At 65.4% G+C, this 6,925-nt stretch carries 6 protein-coding genes; 1 reads left to right on the top strand and 5 read right to left on the bottom strand.

Features of this window, described 5'->3' with window-relative positions:
• Positions 1-780: 780 nt before the first annotated feature.
• Complete coding sequence (locus QRO91_RS15170; protein ID WP_005410613.1) at positions 781-1,005, bottom strand: YbdD/YjiX family protein; 225 nt, start codon at positions 1,003-1,005, stop codon at positions 781-783.
• Complete coding sequence (locus QRO91_RS15165) at positions 1,005-3,086, bottom strand: carbon starvation CstA family protein (RefSeq protein ID WP_049427667.1); 2,082 nt, start codon at positions 3,084-3,086, stop codon at positions 1,005-1,007. The genes QRO91_RS15170 and QRO91_RS15165 overlap by 1 nt, the downstream gene beginning before the upstream one ends.
• A gap of 215 nt (positions 3,087-3,301) precedes the next feature.
• Here QRO91_RS15165 and QRO91_RS15160 point away from each other — a divergent pair, with 215 nt between their 5' ends.
• Positions 3,302-4,153: a pirin family protein gene (locus QRO91_RS15160; RefSeq protein ID WP_049427670.1), complete on the top strand. Its 852-nt coding sequence runs from the start codon at positions 3,302-3,304 to the stop codon at positions 4,151-4,153.
• A gap of 119 nt (positions 4,154-4,272) precedes the next feature.
• Here the strand turns inward: QRO91_RS15160 and QRO91_RS15155 are convergent, their stop codons facing one another.
• The 3 genes from QRO91_RS15155 to QRO91_RS15145 all read right to left on the bottom strand — a co-directional run bounded on the left by QRO91_RS15155 (position 4,273) and on the right by QRO91_RS15145 (position 6,631).
• A complete protein-coding gene (locus QRO91_RS15155) occupies positions 4,273-4,731 on the bottom strand; it encodes a hypothetical protein (RefSeq protein ID WP_049427671.1) in 459 nt (152 codons plus the stop codon).
• A 196-nt stretch (positions 4,732-4,927) separates the two neighbouring features.
• On the bottom strand, positions 4,928-5,647 hold the full coding sequence (gene aqpZ / locus QRO91_RS15150) for an aquaporin Z (RefSeq protein WP_006462519.1): 720 nt from the start codon (positions 5,645-5,647) through the stop codon (positions 4,928-4,930).
• 120 nt (positions 5,648-5,767) lie between these two features.
• A complete protein-coding gene (locus QRO91_RS15145) occupies positions 5,768-6,631 on the bottom strand; it encodes a pirin family protein (protein WP_049427674.1) in 864 nt (287 codons plus the stop codon).
• Positions 6,632-6,925: the final 294 nt, after the last annotated feature.

Raw genomic sequence — 6,925 nt, 5'->3', positions numbered from 1 at the left:
CATTTCGATGGGGCCGGGAAAAAAACACATTTTTAAGTATAACCAATTAAAATTTTTTTTATTAGGCAAGGGGGGTTTCACCCCTACACCCCAAACATTGAACGTAAAAACCAAAGGGAATCCGGGGGTTTTCGGTGGTTGGGGGGGGTGGGGCGGGGGGGGGGGCAGGCGTAAAATAGGGCATTTTCGGGGGGGGCGCGCGGGGGGGGGCGCCCCCCCCCCCCCCCCCCCCCCCACCCCGCCTTCGACAGGTTCACGCGGCTGTGGGTAACGGCGACTGCTGGCACGCGTGGCTTTGGATAGGTGTCGACCTTGGTCGACACGATTTTTCTGTCAGATATCGATAAACAGAATGGGGTCAGATCCGTTTTCCTTCGGAAAATGGATCTGACCCCGCATGTGTGTCGCCGTCACCGGCAATCTGTCGAAGGTGGGGCGGTGTGGGCTTGCAGGACCGTTGGCGCCATGGGCCCGAGGCATGCCTCGGGCGGGTTGGGCAGGATGCCCAACCCCGGTATTGCCGTGTGCGCAGGACAGCGCACACGAGCAAGGCGCCATCGAGCCCCCATGGGTGAGGGCGCTTTGCTTGCGAAGCACTGCTTCGCAAGCGCCCGAACGCACAGCCGCCAGTGGCTGGGCCGGCCTGGGGGTTTACGGCGTGTCCTGCAAGCCCACACCGCCCCGCCAAACCCACAGAAAGCCAGAGCAGACGCTCCCGCAGTTGCAGTTGCTCCGGCCTCTGCGGGCGCCGGGCTGCAAGCCCGGCACCCACCCAGAACCTCAACAGCAGCGACCGCCGTTGCGTCCGCCGTAGCGCGCTTCCTGGCGCTCGCGGAAGAACGTCTTGTAGTCCATCGGCTCCTGGTCCGGATGCTTCTCCAGCATGTGCCGGACGTAGTTGTCGTAATCAGGAATGCCACAGCACAGCCGTGCGGTCTGCACCAGGCGCCGCCAGATGCGGCGGTGCGCCTGGTACTGGCCGGCGGGAACCAGTTGCGTGCTCATCACAGGTCCACCATTTCATGCGGCTTCAGCGCCACGTACGGGGTCTCGCGGTCGCTGCGCTGCGGGTTGCGGCGTGCCGCCAGGATGGTCTTGATTGAATACACCAGCACTGCGCCCACCACCAGCAGGAACAGCGCGGTCAGGCCGGTGTTGACGTAAGCGTTGACCACGATCTGCTTCATCTGCGCCACCGACTTGGCCGGTGCGGTGATGGTGTCGCTGGCGAGGGCGGCCTGGAACTTGTGTGCCTGCGCCAGGAAGCCCTGTGCCGGGTTGCTGTCGAAGATCTTGATGAAGCCGGCGTAGGTGGTGCAGATCAGCAGCCAGATCGCTGGCACCGCCGTCACCCACGCATAGCGGTCACGCTTCATCTTGAACAGCACCACCGTGCCCAGCATCAGCGCGATACCGGCCAGCATCTGGTTGGAGATGCCGAACAGCGGCCACAGCGTCTGGATGCCACCGAACGGATCGACCACGCCGGTGTAGAGCAGGTAGCCCCACAGCGCCACGCAGCCGGCGGTACCGATGATGTTGGCGGTCCACGACTCGGTCTTCTTCAGCGCCGGCACGAAGTTGCCCAGCAGGTCCTGCAGCATGAAGCGACCGGCACGGGTGCCAGCGTCGACTGCAGTGAGGATGAACAACGCTTCGAACAGGATCGCGAAGTGGTACCAGAACGCCATCATCGCGTCGCTGCCACTGGGAATCGCTTCGTGCAGGATCTGCGCGATGCCCACCGCCAGTGTCGGTGCGCCCCCTGCGCGATGCAGGATGGTCGGTTCACCAATCGCCGCCGCAGTCGCGGTCAGCTGTTCGGGGGTGATGGTGAAGCCCCAGGTGTTGGTGATGTAGTGCGCCGCCGATGCAGCATCGGCACCGATCACTGCCGCCGGGCTGTTCATCGCGAAGTAGATGCCCGGATCGATGATCGAGGCCGCGACCAGTGCCATCACCGCCACGAACGATTCCATCAGCATGCCGCCGTAGCCGATGTAGCGCATGTGTGCTTCATTGGCCAGCAGCTTCGGCGTGGTGCCCGAGGAGATCAGCGCGTGGAAGCCGGACACCGCACCGCAGGCAATGGTGATGAACAGGAACGGGAACATGCCGCCCTTCCACACCGGGCCATCACCGCTGGCGGCGAACTGGGTCAGCGCCGGCATCTTCAGTTCCGGCATCACCACCAGGATGCCGATGGCCAGCGCGATGATGGTGCCGATCTTGAGGAAGGTCGACAGGTAGTCGCGCGGTGCCAGCAGCAGCCACACCGGCAGCACCGAGGCGACGAAGCCGTAGCCGATCAGCATCCAGGTGATCTGGGTGCCGGTGAAGGTGAACGCAGGGCCCCACACCGGATCGGCGGCGACCTTGCCGCCGTACCAGATCGCGGCCAGCAGCAGGATCAGGCCGACCACGGAGATCTCGCCGATCTTGCCGGGGCGGATGTAGCGCATGTACACGCCCATCAGGATCGCGATGGGCATCGTCGCGATCACCGTGAACATGCCCCACGGGCTTTCGGCCAATGCCTTGACCACCACCATCGCCAGCACTGCCAGGATGATGATCATGATCAGGAACGCGCCGAACAACGCGATCGTTCCAGGCACCTGGCCCATTTCCTCGCGCACCAGATCACCCAGCGAACGACCGTTGCGGCGGCTGGACAGGAACAGGACCATGAAGTCCTGCACCGCGCCGGCCAGCACCACGCCCACCACCAGCCACAGCAGGCCGGGCAGGTAGCCCATCTGCGCGGCCAGCACCGGGCCGACCAGCGGGCCGGCACCGGCAATGGCGGCGAAATGGTGGCCGAACAGCACGTGCTTGTTGGTCGGCACGTAGTCCAGGCCATCGTTGTTGATCACCGCCGGGGTGGCCCGGGTCGGGTCCAGCTGCATCACCTTGTTGGCGATGAACAGGCTGTAGAAGCGGTAGGCCACCAGGTACAGCGAAACCGCGGCGACGACGATCCACAACGCATTGATGTGTTCGCCGCGGCGCAGGGCCACGGTGCCCAGACAGAAGGCGCCGAGCAGGGCGAGGGCCGCCCAGCCTATTTTGGAAAACCCTTTCATGAGGTGCTCTCTCCCGGAAAGACAGTCAAAGAGTCCCGCGTGCCCTCGGCAGGGTCAATTGGCACAGGACGAATCGGCGGTAGTACTTTGGTCGTACGCTTGTTGTGCTGACGTGCAGCGAACATCAGGGATGGAACAATCGGTTGCGGCGCCGTCCATTGGCACGCAGCCGTGTGGCGTCCATCTTCAGTGGCATCCATCCAACAGGAGTCGCCATGAGCTTTCCCGAACCGGCCCGCGTGCTGCGGACCATCCGTGGCATGCCCACCTCCGACGGTGCCGGCGTGCGCCTGACCCGCGTCATCGGCGGCCCCACGCTGCCGGACCTGGATCCGTTCCTGCTGCTCGACGAATTCGGCACGGACCGTGCCGAGGACTACATCGCCGGCTTCCCGGAGCATCCGCATCGTGGTTTCGAGACCGTCACCTACATGCTCGACGGGCGCATGCGGCATCGCGACAACCACGGCAACGAGGGCCTGCTGACCCCGGGCAGCGTGCAATGGATGACCGCAGGCCGCGGCCTGGTGCATTCGGAAATGCCCGAGCAGGAAAGCGGGCAGATGCGCGGCTTCCAGCTGTGGGTGAACCTGCCGGCGAAGGAGAAGATGACGGATCCGAAGTACCAGGAATTCGCCCCTGAGCGGATTCCGGTGGTGCATCCGGAAGCGGGCGTGGACGTAAAGGTCATTGCCGGCACCGTGGATGGCACGCAGGGCCCGATCGTGCAGCCGGCCACCGATCCGCTGTACCTGGACATCACGCTGGCGCCGGATCGCGCCTGGACCTATGCCTTGCCGGAAGGGCACAACGCGTTTGCGTATGTGTTCGAAGGTGCGGTGACGGTGGGTGAGCAGGATGCGGCGCGCGACGTCGCCCGACAGGAACTGGCGGTGCTGGGCGGTGGCGAGCAGCTGCATCTGTCGGCAGGCAGCGAGGGTGCGCGGCTGATCCTCGTGGCCGGTCGTCCGCTGCGCGAACCGGTGATGCGCCATGGCCCGTTCGTGATGAACACGCGGCAGGAACTGATGCAGGCCTTCGTCGATTTCCAGGAAGGCAAGTTCTGAGGGATTGCGCCGGGCATGGCCCGGCGAAAGAAGCCGGTAACGCCGCCGGGCCATGCCCGGCGGACGTCCCGCGCGTCGGATCCTGCGGGGATGCTGCCAGGCAGTCATCCCCGCCATCGTCAGTTCCCGGCAGCCACGGCCGACGGGGTCAGGCTCATGCCCTGCGCCAGCTGCTGCAGCGAGCCCAGTTCCTGCGCGCTGTCCGGATACAGCGAAATCTGCGCGTAACGTCCTTTGTCGAGCTTGACCACGCTGATGCGGCGCTCGGCATAGCCGGGCGGCTGCTGGCCTCCCAGGTCGGGCTGGTACCAGTACAGCGATTCACCGCCGAAACTGCCCTTTTCCTGGCGCAGCGAGCGGTTCAATGGAAGGTTGGGATCGCGCGTACTGAGCATCAGGCTCAATACCTCGCGGCCATCGCCGGTGCTGGCGCGGCAGACCAGGAAATCGGCCTGTGCCTGCTGTTGCCACTGCAGGCCGCTGCTGGCCGGCAATGAAGGACATTCGGTAGGAGCCTGCGCGGCGGCCTGGGCCGCAGCGAACAGCAGGCTCGACAACACTACAGGCGCGAACTTCATGCATCCCCCAAGGTGGTGTGTCGTTGGCTCCGCCGGATGGACCGGCAGCCTTGGCATCCCATCCCCGGATGCCACCCCGGCCGGCATGTGCACGGACGGTCAACTCAACCTTAACGGAACGTGAGCGATCGCACAAATTGCGGTTACAAGCGTAACCATTGCGGCCGAAGATCGGCCGCAATGGTCCGCACAGGCCTCAGCGGTCGTTGCCGATCCACTTGTAGATGATGCCGCCGATCGCGCCGCCCAGCAGCGGAGCGACCCAGAACAGCCACAGCTGGCTGACCGCACCGCTGCCGGCGAAGAAGGCCACGGCGGTGGAGCGGGCCGGGTTCACCGAGGTATTGGTGACCGGGATGCTGATCAGGTGGATCAGGGTCAGCGACAGGCCGATCGCCAGCGGCGCGAAGCCAGCCGGTGCCTTGCCATGGGTGGAGCCCATGATCACGATCAGGAACACGGCGGTCAGCACCACTTCGCACAGGAAGGCCGCGGCCACGCTGTAACCGCCGGGCGACAGCGCGCCATAACCATTGCTGGCGAACGCACCGGCCTGGCTGCCATCGATGGCGAAGCCGCTGGCCCCGGAGGCGATCTGCAGCAGGATGAAGCCGGCCAGCAGGCCGCCAGCCACCTGGGCGATGATGTACGGCACGAGGTCCTTGGTCGGGAAGCGGCCGCCGGCCCACAGGCCGACGCTGACCGCCGGATTGAAGTGCGCGCCGGAGATATGGCCGAACGCATAGGCGCCGGTCACCACGGTCAGGCCGAAGGCCAGGGCGACGCCGAGGAACCCGATACCCAGCGGATTGCCATCACCGCCGAACTTGGCGGCCAGCACCGCACTGCCGCAGCCACCCAGAACCAGCCAGAACGTGCCGAGGAATTCGGCGGACAAGCGTTTACCCATGCTCATGTGTTGCACTCCTTTGACGGTGAAAGTGTGATTTATGTCACATTTCAGTGATCAGCGGGTGACTGTAGCGTCAACGCCGGGTGCAGGGATACACCCTCGGATGTGTGCAACACGCGATGTTCAGTACTGCGGCAGCGGGATGAATTCCTTGTCGTCGCCCGGAATGGTGCCGAAGCGGCCGGCCTCCCAATCGTGCTTGGCCTGCTCGATACGCTCCTTCGAGCTGGATACGAAGTTCCACCACAGATGACGCGGGCCATCCAGCGGCTCGCCGCCGAACAGCATGGCCTTCACCGGCGTCTTCGCGCGCAGGCGGCCACGTGCGCCGGCTTCCGGAATCACCAGGTGCTGTGCGGGGATGTCCACGCCATCCAGCTGCGCCTCGCCCTCGAGGATGTACAACGCGCGTTCGCGATGGCCGTCGTCGATGTCGATCTCCGCATCCGGGTCGAGATCGATCGCCACGTTGAGGGTGTCGGCGAACACCTTCACCGGCGATTCCTCGCCATAGGCGCGGCCGGCGATCACGCGCAGCCAGGCACCGTTGCGGCGCTGCTCGGGCAGGGTGGCCGCCGCGTGGTGGTAGAACGCCGGTTCGATTTCCTCGTGCGACTTCGGCAGCGCCACCCAGGTCTGCATGCCGTGGATCGGGTTGTCATGGTCGCGGTCCGGTTGCGGCGTGCGCTCGGAATGAGCGATGCCGCGGCCGGCGGTCATCCAGTTGACGTCACCGGGACGGATCACCTGGTCCGAGCCGAGCGTATCGCGGTGTCCGATCGCACCCGACCACAGGTAGGTCACGGTGGCCAGGCCGATATGCGGATGGGGGCGCACGTCGATGGCGGTGCCGGGGTGCATGAGTGCCGGGCCCATCTGGTCGACGAACACGAACGAGCCGATGCTGCGGGCCTGCAGGGTGGGAACGGCGCGACGGACTTCGAGGCCGCCGATGTCGTGCACGCGCGGGGCGATGATGGTGGTCATGCGGGCGTTCTCGCTGGCAGGGATCAGGGGGGGCAGCATCGCATGCAGCTGTGACGGGCACATGCCCCGTATGGGTAACAGGTTGTTCCAGCCAACGGCGCAGCCCCTCGTGGCTGGCTGGTTGGTCGCGTAAAGCAAAAGCCGCGCTTGGCCGGGCGGGTGGGTTGCGCAGGACACGCCGTAAACCCCGCTCCGCGGTCCGGCCCAGCCGCTGGCGGCTGTGCGTTCGGGCGCTTGCGAAGCAGTGCTTCGCAAGCAAAGCGCCCTCACCCATGGGGGCTCGATGGCGCCATC

This window comes from Stenotrophomonas maltophilia group sp. Smal32 (genome assembly GCF_030237085.1).
GTDB classification, from domain to species: domain Bacteria; phylum Pseudomonadota; class Gammaproteobacteria; order Xanthomonadales; family Xanthomonadaceae; genus Stenotrophomonas; species Stenotrophomonas maltophilia_Q.
This window is presented reverse-complemented; position numbering and strand designations above follow the sequence as displayed.

Excerpts from the sequence above, each read along its gene's own strand:
- QRO91_RS15170 (WP_005410613.1), bottom strand. The coding sequence starts at position 1,005 with ATGAGCACGCAACTGGTTCCCGCCGGCCAGTACCAGGCGCACCGCCGC.
- QRO91_RS15165 (WP_049427667.1), bottom strand. The coding sequence starts at position 3,086 with ATGAAAGGGTTTTCCAAAATAGGCTGGGCGGCCCTCGCCCTGCTCGGC.
- QRO91_RS15160 (WP_049427670.1), top strand. The coding sequence starts at position 3,302 with ATGAGCTTTCCCGAACCGGCCCGCGTGCTGCGGACCATCCGTGGCATG.
- QRO91_RS15155 (WP_049427671.1), bottom strand. The coding sequence starts at position 4,731 with ATGAAGTTCGCGCCTGTAGTGTTGTCGAGCCTGCTGTTCGCTGCGGCC.
- aqpZ (WP_006462519.1), bottom strand. The coding sequence starts at position 5,647 with ATGAGCATGGGTAAACGCTTGTCCGCCGAATTCCTCGGCACGTTCTGG.
- QRO91_RS15145 (WP_049427674.1), bottom strand. The coding sequence starts at position 6,631 with ATGACCACCATCATCGCCCCGCGCGTGCACGACATCGGCGGCCTCGAA.